The 15,702-nt window shown below is 63.3% G+C and carries 10 protein-coding genes, 1 tRNA gene and 3 rRNA genes; 4 read left to right on the top strand and 10 right to left on the bottom strand.

Annotated features, from left to right (window positions below):
• Window positions 1-22: 22 nt before the first annotated feature.
• From rrf to PTQ19_RS11310, 6 genes are all read right to left on the bottom strand, one after another.
• Window positions 23-139: ribosomal RNA gene (gene rrf, locus PTQ19_RS11285) — 5S ribosomal RNA — on the bottom strand.
• A 105-nt stretch (window positions 140-244) separates the two neighbouring features.
• Window positions 245-3,350, bottom strand: a 23S ribosomal RNA gene (locus PTQ19_RS11290).
• A 368-nt stretch (window positions 3,351-3,718) separates the two neighbouring features.
• Window positions 3,719-5,243: ribosomal RNA gene (locus tag PTQ19_RS11295) — 16S ribosomal RNA — on the bottom strand.
• The 16S, 23S and 5S rRNA genes sit together here, the layout of an rRNA operon.
• A gap of 559 nt (window positions 5,244-5,802) precedes the next feature.
• Window positions 5,803-5,875, bottom strand: a tRNA-Ala gene (locus PTQ19_RS11300).
• 26 nt (window positions 5,876-5,901) lie between these two features.
• Window positions 5,902-6,735: a hypothetical protein gene (locus PTQ19_RS11305; RefSeq protein ID WP_274367408.1), complete on the bottom strand. Its 834-nt coding sequence runs from the start codon at window positions 6,733-6,735 to the stop codon at window positions 5,902-5,904.
• 93 nt (window positions 6,736-6,828) lie between these two features.
• On the bottom strand, window positions 6,829-7,470 hold the full coding sequence (locus tag PTQ19_RS11310) for a GNAT family N-acetyltransferase (RefSeq protein WP_274367409.1): 642 nt from the start codon (window positions 7,468-7,470) through the stop codon (window positions 6,829-6,831).
• Between the two features lie 143 nt (window positions 7,471-7,613).
• Here PTQ19_RS11310 and PTQ19_RS11315 point away from each other — a divergent pair, with 143 nt between their 5' ends.
• Genes PTQ19_RS11315 through mscL form a run of 3 tightly spaced genes read left to right on the top strand, consistent with a single transcriptional unit; the run spans window position 7,614 to window position 8,940 of the window.
• Complete coding sequence (locus PTQ19_RS11315) at window positions 7,614-8,210, top strand: 5-formyltetrahydrofolate cyclo-ligase (protein WP_274369070.1); 597 nt, start codon at window positions 7,614-7,616, stop codon at window positions 8,208-8,210.
• A gap of 11 nt (window positions 8,211-8,221) precedes the next feature.
• Window positions 8,222-8,488, top strand: coding sequence for an FmdB family zinc ribbon protein (locus PTQ19_RS11320; RefSeq protein ID WP_274367410.1), 267 nt, complete (start codon window positions 8,222-8,224; stop codon window positions 8,486-8,488).
• Between the two features lie 41 nt (window positions 8,489-8,529).
• Window positions 8,530-8,940, top strand: a complete 411-nt coding sequence (gene mscL / locus PTQ19_RS11325; protein ID WP_274367411.1) for a large conductance mechanosensitive channel protein MscL — start codon at window positions 8,530-8,532, stop codon at window positions 8,938-8,940.
• 95 nt (window positions 8,941-9,035) lie between these two features.
• On the opposite strand, the gene PTQ19_RS11330 is transcribed toward mscL, so the two are convergent.
• Together PTQ19_RS11330 and PTQ19_RS11335 are read right to left on the bottom strand one after the other, a co-directional pair.
• Complete coding sequence (locus PTQ19_RS11330) at window positions 9,036-9,215, bottom strand: hypothetical protein (RefSeq protein ID WP_179410230.1); 180 nt, start codon at window positions 9,213-9,215, stop codon at window positions 9,036-9,038.
• Window positions 9,208-12,915 carry an AAA family ATPase gene (locus tag PTQ19_RS11335; protein ID WP_425313113.1) on the bottom strand — a complete coding sequence of 1,236 codons (3,708 nt, stop codon included), beginning with the start codon at window positions 12,913-12,915 and terminating at the stop codon, window positions 9,208-9,210. Before PTQ19_RS11335 ends, PTQ19_RS11330 begins: the two co-directional genes overlap by 8 nt.
• Before the next feature lie 168 nt (window positions 12,916-13,083).
• On the opposite strand from PTQ19_RS11335, the gene PTQ19_RS11340 reads away from it, so the two are divergent.
• The gene (locus PTQ19_RS11340; protein ID WP_274367412.1) at window positions 13,084-13,611 is read left to right on the top strand and encodes a methylated-DNA--[protein]-cysteine S-methyltransferase; all 528 of its coding nucleotides are present in this window, start codon (window positions 13,084-13,086) and stop codon (window positions 13,609-13,611) included.
• Between the two features lie 92 nt (window positions 13,612-13,703).
• On the opposite strand, the gene PTQ19_RS11345 is transcribed toward PTQ19_RS11340, so the two are convergent.
• Window positions 13,704-15,323, bottom strand: coding sequence for a solute symporter family protein (locus PTQ19_RS11345; RefSeq protein ID WP_274367413.1), 1,620 nt, complete (start codon window positions 15,321-15,323; stop codon window positions 13,704-13,706).
• Window positions 15,320-15,667: a DUF485 domain-containing protein gene (locus tag PTQ19_RS11350; RefSeq protein WP_274367414.1), complete on the bottom strand. Its 348-nt coding sequence runs from the start codon at window positions 15,665-15,667 to the stop codon at window positions 15,320-15,322. The genes PTQ19_RS11345 and PTQ19_RS11350 overlap by 4 nt, the downstream gene beginning before the upstream one ends.
• Window positions 15,668-15,702: the final 35 nt, after the last annotated feature.

Raw genomic sequence — 15,702 nt, forward strand, 5'->3', positions numbered from 1 at the left:
GTGGCTCTTTCGTTTAAAAGGAGTCCGGCGGTGTCCTACTCTCCCACAGGGTCCCCCCTGCAGTACCATCGGCGCTGTGAGGCTTAGCTTCCGGGTTCGGAATGTGACCGGGCGTTTCCCTCACGCTATGGCCGCCGTAACACTATTGACATGTGTCGGCAACACACTCGTGGGTGTGTTGTTTGGTTCCGACCGTACGTCGAGAACCACAAAGTGGACGCGTTCATCTTTGGAAAGAATTGGTGTTATCAAGTCATCGGCTTATTAGTACCAGTCAGCTGCACACGTTGCCGTGCTTCCACATCTGGCCTATCAACCCAGTAGTCTGGCTGGGAGCCTCTCCACCCGAAGGTGATGGAAGTCTCATCTTGAGGCCGGCTTCCCGCTTAGATGCTTTCAGCGGTTATCCATCCCGAACGTAGCTAACCAGCGGTGCTCCTGGCGGAACAACTGGCACACCAGAGGTTCGTCCAACCCGGTCCTCTCGTACTAGGGTCAGATCCTCTCAAACTTCCTACGCGCGCAGCGGATAGGGACCGAACTGTCTCACGACGTTCTAAACCCAGCTCGCGTACCGCTTTAATGGGCGAACAGCCCAACCCTTGGGACCTACTCCAGCCCCAGGATGCGACGAGCCGACATCGAGGTGCCAAACCATGCCGTCGATATGGACTCTTGGGCAAGATCAGCCTGTTATCCCCGAGGTACCTTTTATCCGTTGAGCGACAGCGCTTCCACAAGCCACTGCCGGATCACTAGTCCCGACTTTCGTCCCTGCTCGACCTGTCAGTCTCACAGTCAAGCTCCCTTGTGCACTTACACTCGCCACCTGATTGCCAACCAGGTTGAGGGAACCTTTGGGCGCCTCCGTTACTTTTTGGGAGGCAACCGCCCCAGTTAAACTACCCACCAGGCACTGTCCCTGAACCGGATCACGGTTCGAAGTTAGATATCCAATATGACCAGAGTGGTATTTCAACAATGACTCCACCATAACTGGCGTCATGGCTTCACAGTCTCCCACCTATCCTACACAAGCCACACCGAACACCAATACCAAGCTGTAGTAAAGGTCACGGGGTCTTTCCGTCCTGCTGCGCGTAACGAGCATCTTTACTCGTAATGCAATTTCGCCGAGTTCGCGGTTGAGACAGTTGGGAAGTCGTTACGCCATTCGTGCAGGTCGGAACTTACCCGACAAGGAATTTCGCTACCTTAGGATGGTTATAGTTACCACCGCCGTTTACTGGGGCTTAAATTCTCAGCTTCGCCTTGCGGCTAACCGGTCCTCTTAACCTTCCAGCACCGGGCAGGCGTCAGTCCGTATACATCGACTTGCGTCTTCGCACGGACCTGTGTTTTTAGTAAACAGTCGCTACCCACTAGTCTCTGCGGCCACCACACCCTTTTCCCAGCAAGTGGGTATAAGTGGATGGCCCCCCTTCTCCCGAAGTTACGGGGGCATTTTGCCGAGTTCCTTAACCACGATTCTCTCGATCTCCTTGGTATTCTCTACCTGACCACCTGAGTCGGTTTGGGGTACGGGCGGCTTGAACCTCGCGTCGATGCTTTTCTCGGCAGCATAGGATCACCCACTTTTTATCCGCATCGTGTCTCAGCCATCATGAGTCACGGATTTGCCTATGACTCGGCCTACACACTTGCACCAGGACAACCATCGCCTGGCTTGGGCTACCTTCCTGCGTCACACCTGTTAATACGCTAGCCGCACCAGCATAGGGTCGTGTGCTCCACCAGCCGGTGCCACCCGAAGGTGACGATGACTGGCTTTGGACACTTAGCATTACTGGATTAGCTTGGGCGGTTCTTCGCCGGTACGGGAATATCAACCCGTTGTCCATCGACTACGCCTGTCGGCCTCGCCTTAGGTCCCGACTTACCCAGGGAAGATTAGCTTGACCCTGGAACCCTTGGTCTTCCGGAGGACGTGTTTCTCACACGTCTTTCGCTACTCATGCCTGCATTCTCACTCGTGTAGCGTCCACGGCTGGTTCACACCGCCGCTTCACTCGCCACACGACGCTCTCCTACCCATCAACACGGCTGGACCACGAAGGCCTACCAAAAATGTCAATGCCACAACTTCGGTGGCGTGCTTGAGCCCCGTTACATTGTCGGCGCGGAATCACTTGACCAGTGAGCTATTACGCACTCTTTCAAGGGTGGCTGCTTCTAAGCCAACCTCCTGGTTGTCTAAGCAACTCCACATCCTTTTCCACTTAGCACGCGCTTTGGGACCTTAGATGGTGGTCTGGGTTGTTTCCCTCTCGACTATGAAGCTTATCCCCCACAGTCTCACTGCTGCGCTCTCACTTACCGGCATTCGGAGTTTGGCTGACGTCAGTAACCTGGTGAGGCCCATCGGCCATCCAGTAGCTCTACCTCCGGCAAGAAACACGCAACGCTGCACCTAAATGCATTTCGGAGAGAACCAGCTATCACGAAGTTTGATTGGCCTTTCACCCCTATCCACAGCTCATCCCCTCAGTTTTCAACCTAAGTGGGTTCGGCCCTCCACGACGTCTTACCGTCGCTTCAGCCTGGCCATGGATAGATCACTTCGCTTCGGGTCTAGGACATGCGACTGAATCGCCCTATTCAGACTCGCTTTCGCTACGGCTACCCCACACGGGTTAACCTCGCCACATATCACTAACTCGCAGGCTCATTCTTCAAAAGGCACGCTGTCACCCCTACTAAGGAGGCTCCAACGGTTTGTAAGCAAACGGTTTCAGGTACTATTTCACTCCCCTCCCGGGGTACTTTTCACCTTTCCCTCACGGTACTTGTCCGCTATCGGTCATCTGGGAGTATTTAGGCTTATCAGGTGGTCCTGACAGATTCACACGGGATTTCTCGGGCCCCGTGCTACTTGGGATACTCTTCACGCTGTGAGCAGCGTTTCAACTACGGGGCTGGCACCCACTATGGCTGGCCTTTCAAGACCATTCGTCTACACCGTCACATCACGTCGACCACTCGGCAGAATGATCAGAAAAGTCCCACAACCCCGGGCATGCAACACCTGCCGGCTATCACACACACCCGGTTTAGCCTCATCCGCTTTCGCTCGCCACTACTCACGGAATCACTGTTGTTTTCTCTTCCTGTGGGTACTGAGATGTTTCACTTCCCCACGTTCCCTCTACCCGCCCTATATATTCAGGCGGGAGTCACCAGGTCGCACAAACGCCTGGCGGGGTTTCCCCATTCGGACATCCTCGGATCAAAACTCGCTTATCAGTTCCCCGAGGCTTATCGCAGATTGCTACGTCCTTCTTCGGCTCCAGATGCCAAGGCATCCACCGTTTGCTCTTAAAGACTTGAAATCACATGAGAAGCCACCAGCCCAGGAAAAGACTGGCAGCAAATAATTCTTTAAGATGCTCGCGTCCACTGTGTAGTTCTCAAAGTACGGGCGGTCCCCCACACCACCCCCCACAAAGGGAGACGACGAAAGGGGCCACAAGGAAACAGAACAACCCACCCCACAACAGGGAAGGCCGGCCCGGTCCCTCAGGACCCAACAGCGTGCAGGCCCCCAGCTCATCCCCCAGTCCGTTCCCACCGCAAGCGGCGTACTAAAACCAGAAGACTCACCAAGAGCCATGTCAAATGTTCCACCCATGAGCTCCGGTCACACACATTCGGTGTGAATCCGGCTCTGTCGGTCCCGAAGAACCGCAGTGCTCCTTAGAAAGGAGGTGATCCAGCCGCACCTTCCGGTACGGCTACCTTGTTACGACTTAGTCCTAATTACCGATCCCACCTTCGACAGCTCCCTCCCACAAGGGGTTAGGCCACCGGCTTCAGGTGTTACCGACTTTCATGACTTGACGGGCGGTGTGTACAAGACCCGGGAACGTATTCACCGCAGCGTTGCTGATCTGCGATTACTAGCGACTCCGACTTCATGAGGTCGAGTTGCAGACCTCAATCCGAACTGGGACCGGCTTTTTGGGATTCGCTCCACCTCACGGTATTGCAGCCCATTGTACCGGCCATTGTAGCATGCGTGAAGCCCAAGACATAAGGGGCATGATGATTTGACGTCATCCCCACCTTCCTCCGAGTTGACCCCGGCAGTATCCCATGAGTTCCCACCATTACGTGCTGGCAACATAGAACGAGGGTTGCGCTCGTTGCGGGACTTAACCCAACATCTCACGACACGAGCTGACGACAACCATGCACCACCTGTTCACGAGTGTCCAAAGAGTTGACCATTTCTGGCCCGTTCTCGTGTATGTCAAGCCTTGGTAAGGTTCTTCGCGTTGCATCGAATTAATCCGCATGCTCCGCCGCTTGTGCGGGTCCCCGTCAATTCCTTTGAGTTTTAGCCTTGCGGCCGTACTCCCCAGGCGGGGAACTTAATGCGTTAGCTGCGTCACGGAATCCGTGGAAAGGACCCCACAACTAGTTCCCAACGTTTACGGGGTGGACTACCAGGGTATCTAAGCCTGTTTGCTCCCCACCCTTTCGCTCCTCAGCGTCAGTTACGGCCCAGAGATCTGCCTTCGCCATCGGTGTTCCTCCTGATATCTGCGCATTCCACCGCTACACCAGGAATTCCAATCTCCCCTACCGCACTCTAGTCTGCCCGTACCCACTGCAAGCCCGAGGTTGAGCCTCGGAATTTCACAGCAGACGCGACAGACCGCCTACGAGCTCTTTACGCCCAATAATTCCGGATAACGCTTGCACCCTACGTATTACCGCGGCTGCTGGCACGTAGTTAGCCGGTGCTTTTTCTGCAGGTACCGTCACTCTCGCTTCTTCCCTGCTAAAAGAGGTTTACAACCCGAAGGCCGTCATCCCTCACGCGGCGTTGCTGCATCAGGCTTCCGCCCATTGTGCAATATTCCCCACTGCTGCCTCCCGTAGGAGTCTGGGCCGTGTCTCAGTCCCAGTGTGGCCGGTCACCCTCTCAGGCCGGCTACCCGTCGACGCCTTGGTGAGCCATTACCTCACCAACAAGCTGATAGGCCGCGAGCCCATCCCCAACCGAAAAATCTTTCCACCCACACACCATGCGGTGATGGGACATATCCAGTATTAGACGCCGTTTCCAGCGCTTATCCCAGAGTCAGGGGCAGGTTGCTCACGTGTTACTCACCCGTTCGCCACTAATCCACCCAGCAAGCTAGGCTTCATCGTTCGACTTGCATGTGTTAAGCACGCCGCCAGCGTTCATCCTGAGCCAGGATCAAACTCTCCGTAAAAAAACGATGCATACCCACCCACCGGGAAAACGGCGAACAGGCAGCGAGTTCAATCATGACCAAAAAACGAACATCATTGCTGACATTCACATATAATTTGATCCAAAGGAATTCTCAACCAGCCAAAAAGACTGGACGAGGATAATTTGGCATTTGACAAGTGCACGCTGTTGAGTTCTCAAGGATCGGACGCACCCACACACCAACCAACAAAGGCCAGACGCGCAAGGCAACTTCACAATCATAATCATCCCGACCCGACTGTCAAATTGACTCCGGGCGGAACCGTCACGCTCTCCGACACGGGGCCGTTCATCAGAGGATGACTTGGAGGTGACTTGTTCGCTACTTGGAGGGGAGCTGAGCCCGGAGGCTTTCCGCTCAACCGCTTGGGGCGAACAAGTAATAATTTACGTGGATCCGTCCATCCCGGCAAATCACCCCCGCACCCGGGCGTGTCGCGCTCTCCCCCGTGAGCCGGCGCTCTGCAGCCAGGCGCTCCGATACAACGAAGAGGGCCCTCCCCGCGCTGAGCGTGGGGAGGGCCCTCTTCGTTCTGTGGACCTAAGGGGATTCGAACCCCTGACCTCCTCGATGCGAACGAGGCGCGCTACCAACTGCGCCATAGGCCCGTGAACTCAGTCAGAATATCACGCGTTCAGCCTGCGGATCGACGAGCGAGCAGTTCGCGCACGTGCGCCTCGATCTCAGCGTCATCGATCACACCCATGCGCGCGTACGGCGACTCCGCCTCAACACGTGCTGCGGGTAGCTCGGTGGGTGCCGGCGGTGCGATCTCCTCCGCCCGGCGGCGCAGCTCCTCGCGCTGAGCCGAACGACGGCGTTCATCCTGGGCATCCGCCTCGGCCCGAGCGCTCTGCGCACGTGAGCCGGCGACGGTGACCATCGGCTGCGGCAGCGGGCGCGGCGTCCAGTAGGCGGGGCCCTGGTCGTGAAGCGGCGGCGACACGCGTTCCGCATCCGCGGTGACGATCTGCGGGCGCGCGCGGCGCGCCGCACGGCGGGCGACGCGCGCCATGCGGGCCAGCACGGTGACACCGAGAACCATGAGTGCCAGTCCGCTGGCTGCCGCCAGCCAAGAGCCGTTCGTCATGAGCGGCCAGATCCCCAGGGCCAGAAGCGTCAGTCCGAGCACCAGCATGCTGCTCGCCGCCAGACGCACACGTCGGCGCGCACGCGCCTGCCGGACGAGTGGATCCTGTCGCGCCGCCGCGAGCTCCTGACGAAGCATCTCCAGACGCGCGTTCTCTTTCTCTGCCTGCACGCGCTTGGCCAGCTTCTGCTGTGCGTGGGCGGTGCGGGCGGTCAGCTCGAGGCGGACTTCTTCGGGAGTCTCGCTGGTCTCGGCGAGCACACGCAGCGCCTGATTGAGACGCACCGCATTGCGCTCGGCCGCGTAGTACTGATGACGGCCCCGCCAACTCGGCAGGAAGTACAGCGCCCAGAGCAGCACCGCGACCAGTACGATCACGCCCCCACTCAGCACCGGCCCGTCCATACAGACCACGGTAGGCGACCAGCCGCAGGCCAGCCCAACTTTCGATCGCGTGTCGTCACGACATGCTCAGATGTGCGGGAGATCCCCAGGTGCGATCATCGCGGCCGACTCCGGAGCGTCTCCGGCCACCCAGCGCGCCAGCACGCCACGGGGCACGTCCTCGCGCGTCAGCGCGAACGCGTAATGGTCGCGCCAATCGCCGTCGATGTGGATGTACCGGCGCCGCAGACCCTCGTATCGGAAGCCGAGTTTCTGCACGACCCGCAGGCTCGCCACATTCTCCGGTCGGATGCAGATCTCCATGCGGTGCAAGCCGTACTGCTCGAACGCGGCGTCCGTCGCCAGGGCGACCGCTGTCGGCGTGATGCCGCGGCCCGCGAAGCGCTCGCTCACCCAGTACCCGATCGTCGCCGAGGCCAACGAGCCGCGCGCAACGCCCCAGATGTTGAGCTGCCCGGCGATCTCACCGCCGTACTCCATCACGAACGGATAGCCCCCACCGTCGCGGTACTGCTGGAGCAGGCGGCGGATGCTGACACGCATGTCGAAAGTGGCGACGCCGCCGGGGATCGTCGCCTCCCACGGCTGCAGCCAGGAGCGATTGGCGAGCAACTCCCGCTGCAGTGTGCGGGCGTCGCGCACGCGCACCAGGCGCAACGCAACGCGGTCGTACTGCAGGGCGGGCAGCGGTTCCGAGGGGAGGATCATCGTCGGACGCCTACCGCGTTCCCGATCCCGACGTGGGAACGACCGCCGTCATCTTCGCCATGCGGCTCAGCATAGCCGCGCTGTCGCGCGGATCCTCGGAGAAGGCGGATGCCCCCGACGCACGTGCCCGTATGCTCGATGCCATGTCGAGCGAAGCAGAACAGCACAAGAGGGCCCTGCGCGCCGAACTGCGCGAGCGCCGCCAGCTCCTCTCCGACGCGCAACGCGAGGACGCCGCTACCGGCCTTGCCGCGCAACTGGATGCGCTGCTGGCCGCGCACGATGCGCAGTCCGTCTCGTGCTACCTCTCCACCGTCAGCGAGCCCAGCACGGCGGTGTTCCTGCAGGGGGCGCTCGAAAGAGGCATCCGTGTGCTGCTCCCCATCACCCGGGCCGACGGCCTGCTGGACTGGGCCGTCGCCGGCGATGCCAACGACGTCACCGAGGGGCTCTTCGGGCTGCTCGAGCCGACCGGCGAGGTGCTGGGCCCGATCGCCGTCGGCGACGTGGACCTGATGCTCATCCCCGCAGCCGCCGTCGACCGCGACGGCACCCGGTTGGGCTGGGGGCGCGGCTACTTCGACAAGACGCTCGGGTCGATGGAGAAATGCCCGCCCGTCTACGCGGTCATCTATGATTCGGAAGTACTCGATTCGCTGCCGCGCGAGATGCACGATCAGCCGGTGGACGGCGTCGTCACCCCGACGCAGACCATCACGTTCTCCCCTGCGCGCAACTGACAGGGAGCCCCATGCCCACCTATGCCTACGCCTGCACCGCATGCGAGCACCGTTTCGACGCGGTGCAGAGCTTCTCAGACGACGCGCTCACCATCTGCCCCGAGTGCGGTGGTGCCTTGCGCAAACAGTACGGTTCGATCGGCGTGACGTTCAACGGTGCGGGGTTCTACCGCACCGACTCGCGGGGAAATGCTCCCGCTGCGAAGGCCGATCAGGCATCATCGAAGTCGGCTTCTTCGAGCAGTGCCGCTCCCGCGGCCTCGAAGAGCACCGCATAGGCCTCGCGCACCCGGCCCAGGTCTCACACACAGGGGGAATCATGATCCAGGGTTTCAAAGAGTTCATCACCAAGGGCAACGTCATCGACCTGGCCGTCGCGGTCGTCATCGGTGGCGCCTTCACCGCGATCGTCAACGCCGTCGTCTCGGCGATCATCACCCCGCTGGTCGAGCTATTCTTCCAGGCGGATGAGGCCGGCAAAGTCGGTTGGACCGTCACCGGGCTCTACGGTCAGCCAGTCACGTTCCCGATCGGTGAGCTCATCTCGGCGGTCATCAGCTTCATCGCCGTCGCGATCGTGGTGTACTTCGTCTTCGTCGTGCCGATGAACAAGTACAAGGAGCGCCAGGCGGCGAAGAACCCCGCTGTTGAGGAAGAGACCCTCCCGACCGAGCAGGAGCTGCTCATCGAGATCCGCGACGCCCTGCGCCGCCACAACGCCGACGACTGAACGAACCGTCCGCGAACGCCCCGCTCCTTCTCGGTGCGGGGCGTTCGTCGTTCCGGCACACGGTTGTGGCAGGTCCGTCCCGCGAGACAGCCTGCTCAGTAATGCGGAGGGACGTCGCGCAGCATCCGCTCGTCATTGGGTCCGCTCGCGCCCTTCGGCGCGGCGGTGCGCTCGCTCGGGGTGTGAGGCTCGCTCGTCGCCCCCTCGACCGCGGTCAGTTTCGCGCGACGCGCGCCCGCGACGCGCACGATGCGCTGGCGCGGCTGGTCAGTCATCGATGTCCAGTGGCTGCGTGTCGTTGTCGGCACGCACCGTGTCTTCGCCGATGCCGAGCACGGTCGCCACGCGCCGTGCGACGGTCACGGGGTCGCTGTACAGGTCGAAGGCGTGCACGCGCACGTAGTGCCATCCCAGTCGGCGCAGCACCTGCGGGCGCAGCCGCAGGCTCTCACGCAGCGACTCGCCACCCAGCTCGGTATCGGACTCGATGATCACGGCACGACCGTCGTGCTGCGCGACCAGCGGCAGGAGCCCGCGGTAGTCGACGTCGACGGCGGCGCCGAGCCGGCGCAGTTCGCGTGCCAGAGCCAGCGTGAGCGGATCCGCGAGGTCCTCCAGGCGTGCGTCGCGGCTACGCGCCGCGAGCCCGCCGAGGATCGACATGAGCGTCGCCGCGCCGTGCGCGAGGCGCCCCTCATCGAAGGACGACGGGCGGATGCACGAGACGATCACCATGGAGCGCCGGGCCCGCGTCATACCGACCGTGAGCAGACGGTCGCCGTCCTCCTGCGACAAGTCGCCGAAGTCGCTGAGCACACGGCCATGACGAGTCAGCCCGTAGCCCAGAGAGAACACCACGCGGTCACGACTCTCGGCGACCGACTCCTCCAGCGTCAACACGGCGAACGGCTCGGCCGTGTCGCGTCCGACGAAGTCCGAGACGTCCGATCGCCCGGCGAGCGCCGCGGCGACGGCGGTGCGCACGCGCTCGGCGTGACGCCGGCTCGCAGTGACCACCATCAGCGTCTCTGTGGGCCGGTGCACCGCGTGCTCGACCACCAGGGTGACGACCCGGGCGACCTCAGCATCGGGGCTCTCGACCGCGCCGGTGCGCGGGTCGGGCATCCCCACTCCGCCTTCGACATAGTCGACGGTGAGGCTTCCCCGACCCAGATATGAACCCGCCCACGGCAGCGAGACGATCTCACCGCCGTAGAAGGCATCGTTGATCAGCTCGGCCAAGTCCTCGCCACCCGCGCGGTAGCTGCGAGTGAGCGTGACGACCGGGAACAGGTCGGCGAGACGTTCGAAGGCCGAGACATCGTCGAAGTCCACCTCGCGTTCCCAATCCGCCGCCGGCAGCGTCGCCACGTCGAACGGCGTCGGACGCTGCGTGACCGGGTCACCGAACGCGACGATCTGACGGGCACGACGGATGGCCGGTGCCGCCTCGGCGAGGTTGACGGCCGCGGCGTCCACCAGCAGGACCGCGTCGAAATCCACGGAGTCGGGGATCTCGGGCACCTCGTAGGGCGAAGCTATCCAGACCGGGGCGAGCACCCGCACCAGGTCGGGCGCGGCCGACACGATCTCGGCGGGTGTGGCCTCACCGCCCTTCAGCGCACGACGCAGGTTCGCGGCCTGCGCGGGCTCGTCGACAATCGCGATCCGCCACTGGTTCGCGAGATTCCAGGCCAGCAACGGGCCGGCCATCGCCGTGTGCGCCTCATCCACCAGACGAAAATCGCGCTCGAGCCGATCGACGACCGCAGTGTTGGCGCCGAGCAGTGAACGGTCATCCTGCAGGGCGCGCTCGAGCAGCGACTGCCACCAGCAGAACTCCAGTTCGTCCGCCACGCGCTCTTCGGGAACGTGCCGCACCGAGAGATCGGCCAGCAACGGGCGCAGGCCGAGATCGGTGAGCGCGTCGCGGATTTCGGTGCGCTCGATCAGGTTGTCGAACACCGCCGAACGCGCGGCGAGCCCCGACAGCGTGCGCACCAGACGTGCCACCGGCAACGCCGACAGCGGTTCCTTGCGCCCCAGGGCGGTGTCGAGTTCAGCGAGTTCAGCCGACACCCGCTGCCATGCGGCGTGCACATCTAACAGTCCGAGCGGTACCTGCGGTGCGACGCCGGCCTCGACATAGCGCTGCCACTGCGTGCGCTGCTGCTGGATGCGCAGCAGCGCCTCGTGCATCTCGGTGACGTGAGCGCCCGGACGCACGTACTCGCGAGCGAGCTTCTTCAGCCGTCGCCGGTTCGCCGCCGACATCCCGGGAGCGTCACGCCGCGAACCGTAGGCGCGGATGAGCTCGCCCAGCGGGCGTTCGAAGACGGTCGGGCTGAAGTGATCGAGGGAGTCCCGGATGCCCTGCAGCAGACGCACGTATTCGCCGAGCTCGTCGATCGTCGAGAACGGACGCATGCTCGTCTGGGCGATGAGCTCGTACCCCTGCTCCAGCACGGCGGGAACGGCCACGGTGTGCAACCGCCCGGCAAGCTCGTGCGCGTGCTGCGCTTTCTCGGCGCTGTCGAAGCTGACGCCGTACCAGGGTGAATCATCGGGTCCGAACCGGAACTCACCCAGTCGTGCGGCGCGGGTCAGCGCCTGCGCTGCATCACTGCGATCGCCGGAAAGGCGCTCCAGCGCGTCCATCGACAGGCGCGCACCGGTCGACGGCGGGACCGCGTGCAGGGCGAGACGGGTCAACTGCCGTGTGGCATCGAGGACGGATGCCCCCGTGCGCCCCACCGGTTGGGTGACCGCGGCACGGTAGTCGCGAAGCACGGCGCGCAGACGCACCAGCGCCTCGTCGATCTCGGTGGCCTTCGGCCTGGTCGCCTTCTCGTTGCGTCCGATCGCCTTGATGAGGTCGCGGCGCACGGCTCCCGGCGAGACGGCAAGCCCCTCCAGTCCGACACCGGCGAGCCGGTGCGCCACCCCGTCGAGCGTGGATCGGCGCGCCGAGACCACGAGCACACGCTTGCCTGCACGCACGAAGGCGCCCAGCGCGTTGATCACGGTCTGGGTACCGCCTGTTCCCGGCAGCGTCGACACCACCAGCGAATGCCCGGCCGCGATGCGCGCGAGCACCGCCTCCTGTTCCGCGTCGGCATCGAGCAGGAGGGTCTCGGATGCTGGTGCCCGGTCGTCCGGATCGGTGACGGCGGGCGCCTCGCGGCGGGCCCTCGCCTGCTCACGATCATCGGCGTGACCGCCGAGCGCGTTGAGTACCGGGTGGTCGAGGTCGACCATGTCGCGCACCATCGGTCCGGCGACGTCGGCGAACGTCGAGACAATCAGGCGCGGGTGCACCGCGAAGGTATCGATGGACTGGGTCAACGTGCGCAGCCGGTCGATCACCGGCTGCGGTTTGAAGATCCCGCCGTCGTACGCGAGACGGGCGAGCCCCGCCGGATCCAGATCGATACCGAAGTGCTCACGTGCGACCCGCACAAGCTCGGGGTTGACCTCGAACGCACCGTGCAGTTTGAGCTCGAAGTCGGCGTGGTGCCGCCGGATGGCCAGGGGGCGTAGCAGCACCGGCGCCGCGAAGTCGACGCCACCGAGCCTCCAACGGGCGATCCCGACGGCCAGTCGCACCGCGTCGATGCCGCGCACGGCGCGCAGTTCCGCACCGCGAGTGGTGATGCGCTCGGCGGCCAGGCGGGCGGTGCGCAACCCCACCTCATCACGGAAGAGGTTCGACAGCAGCGTCGATCGCCCCGTAATGAACTGCGGCAGGCTTCCGGGGTGCGCTGTGGAGATGTCGATGCCGGCGTCAGGCGCTTCGACGAAGGTCACGAGCGGCGAGGGCCCGCCGAGATCGGCGGCTTGGGCGCGCAGACTGGCGCGCAACGTCTCGGCAGCGTGCGCGATCTCGACACCGGTCGCGGAGTCGCTCAGATCGCCGAGTCTCACCGTGGGTTCAGCTCCGGCATCCTCGGCGCCCTTCGTATCTCGTCGCCACACATGGCCAGCCTAAGCGGCGCACGCGCCGTGCCTCGTATTTCTGGCCGGTACACGGCGTTTCCCGGCCCCCGCGCCCAGTTCTCCTCCACAATCGGCACTCTCGTGCCGTTCTCCACCGAAAGCGGCATTCGGGACCACGCCGTCGGTGCCCGACGCGATGATGGGGTCATGACCTTCCGACACGACTACGTTCCGACACCGTTCGGCGATGCGCTGGCGGTGTTCTCCGATACCGGTGTCGTCGGCTTCGATCTCTCCGAGACAGACGACCCCAGCGTGCCGTGGCTGCTCGAGAGCTTCGGCCGCCGCCTGGGTGTACCGCTGCGGCACGACCCGGGCGCCGCCGACGAGCTCGCGCATCTGGTCTCCGACTACTTCGAGGGCGAGCCTATTCGGTTCGACGAACGCATCGCCTTCGATTGGCGGCTGATCGACGGGTTCGCCCGCGCGGCGTTGCAGACGATCTGCACGATCCCGTGGGGCGAGACGATGAGCTACGGCGAGGTGGCCGTGACCGCCGGCAGCCCGGGTGCGGCTCGGGCCGTGGGCACCGCGTGCCGACTCACCCCGTTCTCGGTGATCGTGCCGGTGCATCGCGTGATCCGCTCCGACGGTTCGCCGGGCCAGTACGGCTCCCATCCCGAGCGCAAGCGCTTCCTCCTCGATCTCGAACGGGAAACGGGTTCGGGATCGTGATCGTGATCGTGATCGTGAACGCAGCGGACCCCGGCGAGTAGGCCGCCGGGGTCCGCTGGTCGGTAGGCGCTGATGGCACCGCGAGCGGTCGCCTAGTGATCGACCGCTTTCTCCGCACCGAAGCCGGTGAGCGATCGCACCTCCATCTCGGCGGCGAGCGCACGCGACTCCTTCGTCCTGGCGGTGACGGTACCGAGCCAGCCGAGGAAGAATCCGAGCGGAATCGAGATGATCCCCGGGTTGCTCAGCGGGAAGATCGCGATGTCGATACCGGGGACCATCGAGGTCTCCGAACCCGAGAACACCGGCGAGATGACGATGAGACCGATCGCTCCCAGCAGACCTCCGTACATGCTCCACACCGCGCCACGGGTGTTGAACTTCTTCCAGAACAGCGAGTAAAGGATGGTCGGCAGATTCGCGCTGGCGGCCACGGCGAAGGCCAGCGCGACGAGGAAGGCGATGTTCTGCCCCTGGGCGCCGATGCCGCCGAGGATCGCCAGCACGCCGATCACGATGACGGTGCGCCGAGCGACCTTGACCTCGCCGTTCGGGTCGGCCGTCACCTTTCCGTTCTTGTCGCGCTTGATGACGTTCGCATAGATGTCATGGGCGAACGATGCCGCCGCCGTGATGGTGAGGCCGGCCACGACCGCCAGGATCGTGGCAAACGCCACCGCCGAGATGAAGCCCATCAGCACGGGGCCGCCCAGCGCCTGTGCCAGCAGGGGTGCGGCCGAGTTGACGCCTCCGGGAGCACTGAGGATCGTCTCGCCACCCACCAGTGCACCGGCACCGTAGCCGAGCACCAGCGTCAGCAGATAGAACAGGCCGATCAGCCAGATCGCCCACACCACCGATCGACGCGCCTCCTTGGCCGTCGGCACGGTGTAGAAGCGCATCAGCACGTGCGGCAGCCCGGCCGTGCCGAGCACCAGCGCCATGCCCAGCGAGATGAAGTCGATCGGGTTCGCCCCGTACTTGAGGCCCGGGCCGAGCACCTTCTCACCGTCAGGCGACTGCGCCACCGCGGCCTCCAACAGCGTGTTCAAGCTGAACCCGTTCAGGGCGAGCACCCACAGCGCCATGCCGACGGCGCCCGCGATGAGCAGGCCCGCTTTGACGATCTGCACCCACGTGGTGCCCTTCATACCTCCGATGAGCACGTACACGATCATCAGCACACCGACGATCGCGATCACGACCGATTGCCCGACGCGACTGTCGATGCCGAGCAGCAGTGAGACCAACCCGCCGGCGCCGGCCATCTGCGCGAGCAGGTAGAAGAAGCACACGGCGAGGGTTGTCACCGCAGCCGCCATCCGCACAGGACGTTGCTTGAGCCGGAACGCGAGCACGTCGGCCATGGTGAACTTGCCGGTGTTGCGCATCAGCTCTGCGACGAGCAACAGTGCCACCAACCATGCGACGAGGAACCCGATCGAGTACAGGAACCCGTCGTAGCCGTTCACGGCGATCGCCCCGACGATTCCGAGGAAGGACGCGGCCGACAGATAGTCGCCCGCGATCGCGAATCCGTTCTGCGTGCCGCTGAACGAGCGACCGGCCGCGTAGTAGTCAGCCGCCGTCTTGTTGTTGCGGCTGGCGCGGATCACGATGAAGAGTGTGACGGCGACGAATGCGCCGAAGATGGCGATGTTGAGAACGGGATCGTTCTGCGAATTCGCGGCGGCAAACGTGATCTCGGTCATTTCACGATCTCCGCCCGCTCCAGGTCCTCACGGATCTCTTTCGCCACCGGATCGAGCTTGCGGTTCGCGAAGGAAACGTACGCCATCGTGATCGCGAATGTCGTGACGAACTGTCCGAGTCCGAGAATCAGTCCGACGGTGATGTCGCCCCAGACGCGCTGGCTCATGAAGTCCGCAGCGAATGCGGCGAGCAGCACATAGGCGAAGTACCACAGCAGGAAGAACGCCGCGAGCGGGAAGATGAATGACCGTTGCATGCGCTTGAGTCCCTGGAACCTCTCGGATTCCTCCACCGCGATGTAGTCGATTCCGCCACCGGATTCATCGATGATTCGATCTGTCATGAGGCCTCCTTGCCGCATGTCCATTGCCACGCGGC

Source organism: Microbacterium esteraromaticum (genome assembly GCF_028747645.1).
In the GTDB taxonomy this organism is placed as follows: Bacteria; Actinomycetota; Actinomycetes; order Actinomycetales; family Microbacteriaceae; genus Microbacterium; species Microbacterium esteraromaticum_C.

What these genes read in the sequence shown, in the direction of transcription:
- mscL (WP_274367411.1), top strand. Translation starts at nt 8,530, where the DNA reads ATGATCCAGGGTTTCAAAGAGTTCATCACCAAGGGCAACGTCATCGAC.
- PTQ19_RS11330 (WP_179410230.1), bottom strand. Translation starts at nt 9,215, where the DNA reads ATGACTGACCAGCCGCGCCAGCGCATCGTGCGCGTCGCGGGCGCGCGT.
- PTQ19_RS11345 (WP_274367413.1), bottom strand. Translation starts at nt 15,323, where the DNA reads ATGACCGAGATCACGTTTGCCGCCGCGAATTCGCAGAACGATCCCGTT.
- PTQ19_RS11340 (WP_274367412.1), top strand. Translation starts at nt 13,084, where the DNA reads ATGACCTTCCGACACGACTACGTTCCGACACCGTTCGGCGATGCGCTG.
- PTQ19_RS11350 (WP_274367414.1), bottom strand. Translation starts at nt 15,667, where the DNA reads ATGACAGATCGAATCATCGATGAATCCGGTGGCGGAATCGACTACATC.
- PTQ19_RS11310 (WP_274367409.1), bottom strand. Translation starts at nt 7,470, where the DNA reads ATGATCCTCCCCTCGGAACCGCTGCCCGCCCTGCAGTACGACCGCGTT.
- PTQ19_RS11320 (WP_274367410.1), top strand. Translation starts at nt 8,222, where the DNA reads ATGCCCACCTATGCCTACGCCTGCACCGCATGCGAGCACCGTTTCGAC.
- PTQ19_RS11315 (WP_274369070.1), top strand. Translation starts at nt 7,614, where the DNA reads ATGTCGAGCGAAGCAGAACAGCACAAGAGGGCCCTGCGCGCCGAACTG.